Annotated in this window: 2 protein-coding genes; both read right to left on the bottom strand. The window is 64.4% G+C overall.

The window, feature by feature from the left end; all coding sequences use genetic code 11:
* Positions 1 to 1,028, bottom strand: a 1,028-nt coding sequence (gene fucP, locus VFA16_RS00400) for an L-fucose:H+ symporter permease (RefSeq protein WP_324965920.1), incomplete at its 3' end; no start/stop codon positions are given.
* Between the two features lie 132 nt (positions 1,029 to 1,160).
* Positions 1,161 to 2,045, bottom strand: an 885-nt coding sequence (locus tag VFA16_RS00405) for a carbohydrate kinase (protein WP_324965919.1), incomplete at its 5' end; no start/stop codon positions are given.

A 2,045-nucleotide genomic window follows, 5' to 3' on the forward strand; every position in this document is an offset into this window, starting at 1 on the left:
ATGGTGGGGAACATCAGCGACAGGCAAAGCGACTGCGCGGCCACCGCGACGACGCCACTGAGGTTCGGGCTGGCCATCGCGTAGATACACAGGAGTATCGCCAAGGCGCCCAGGGCCGCCATGAGCGCCGTGGCCCGGAAATACCCCATCAACCACGTCATCAGGAACCGGGAGCCGAGAAAGACAAGCAGGCTGATCTGCAGTACGAAACCACCTAGCTCAAGACTCCCGTGGAGGGCCTGCTCGACATACTGGATCATGAACGTCCAGGTGCACACCTGGGCGCCGATGTTGAAGAACTGCGCGATGACCCCGAACCGGTAGCCTTGGTTTTCCCAGAGCCGCCCGATGATCTCGCCGCGCGAACCTACGCCGCGGCTCGCCGATGGAAACTCCTCCCGGATCGTCGGAGCCTTCTGGACCGCGATGGCCACCCAGATCACCAACAACAACATCGCCAACCCGATGTAGGGCACCATCACCGCCTTCAGCTGCTCGGCCTGGATCGTGCGCAACTGCCCGGGCGTCACCGAGGCACGGTCAATGGGCGAATTCAGCTTGGGCAGCACCAGAACGGTCGCGAGCAAGACCCCGATATTGGTGCCGACCGGGTTGAATGCCTGCGCCAGGTTCAGCCGCCGCGTGCTGTTGGCTTCCGGACCCATCGAGATGACATAAGGATTCGCCGACGTCTCCAGAATCGACAACCCTGCGGCGAGCGCAAAAAGCGCTACCAAAAACACGGAGTAGGTCATAATCTTGCTCGCTGGGTAGAACAACAGTGCGCCCAGCGATGCCAGTCCGAGCCCGGTCAGCACCCCGGCTTTATAGCCGAACCGCTGGTTGATAAACGCCGCTGGAAGGGCAAGCGCGAAGTAGGCCCCGTAGTACGAAAACTGCACCAGCGAAGCTTGGAAAGTGCTCATCGTGAAGATCCGCTTGAAGGCCGCCACCATGGGAGCAGTCAAGTCCGCGGCAATCCCCCAGGCAGTGAAGCAGCAGACGACGACGGCGAACAGCACGAACATGTTCTTGTAGACAAACGGCTGAGCGGTCGCCGGGTTCGAGTTCACCGGCTGCTGGGTTGTGCTCATCGCGGCTCTCCCTTCGCCGCCTGCCGTGCCAGGGTCGCGCCCGCTGGCCGACGTCGGTGGCGGACCTCATATGGTCGGCATACCGCCGCGTCCAGCGCCAGTCGAGTCGCCGGCGCAGCCCCGAGCCGCGAGCAACGCGTCCACCTCGGCCCGTGTCGGCGGGTCGGCGCCCGGCCGGGAACAGGTGATCGCTGCGGTCAGAGCCGCCGCGTCCACGACGCTGGCCAGGGTCGACTCGTCGATCGCCGCTACTGCCTCCCGGCGCGAACCGCCGATCAGGTCGGCCCGGTAGAGCGCCTCGAGAAGCCCTGAGGTGAAGGAATCGCCTGCGCCAACGGTGTCCACCAGGTCGATCGGGACGGCCGGTCGGTGCAATTCAAGGCCGGCGCACGCGGCGTAGACCCCCATCCCGCCGCGAGTCACCACCACAAGGGCCGGTCCTGATTGCAGCCAATCCTGTGCCACGAGTTCATCGGGCTGGTCGGGGTAAAGCCACCGAAGATCTTCGTCGCTGACCTTGACAACGTCGGAAAGGGCAACCAAATGCTCGATACCTGTACGCGCCTGCGTCGCGTCACCCAGCAGCGCTGGCCGTACATTCGGGTCATAAGAAATCGTCACCCGGCCCCTTTTGCGCTCTCGCTCGACCAGGTCCACGACATTGGCATCGCCGGGCGCCAGCGCGGTCGCCAGCGAACCAGTGTGCAAGCAGCGAGTCTCAAGCGGCAGCGGCGCGAGAGCGGGCATGTCCCACTCGATCCGGAAGTCGTACGACGCAACACCCGCGGCAAGTGTCGCAATGGCCAGGCTGGTCGACATTCCCTGGGTGCGATCTGCGCTAACCCGGACGCCGCTGGACCGCAGATGTTCCAACACCATCTGGCCAAGCCCGTCCTGGCCGAGGCGCGTCATCAACGTCACCGGAACACCGAGCCGCGCCAAACCGAGTGC

The sequence above is a fragment of the Mycobacterium sp. genome (assembly GCF_035653355.1).
In the GTDB taxonomy this organism is placed as follows: Bacteria; Actinomycetota; Actinomycetes; order Mycobacteriales; family Mycobacteriaceae; genus Mycobacterium.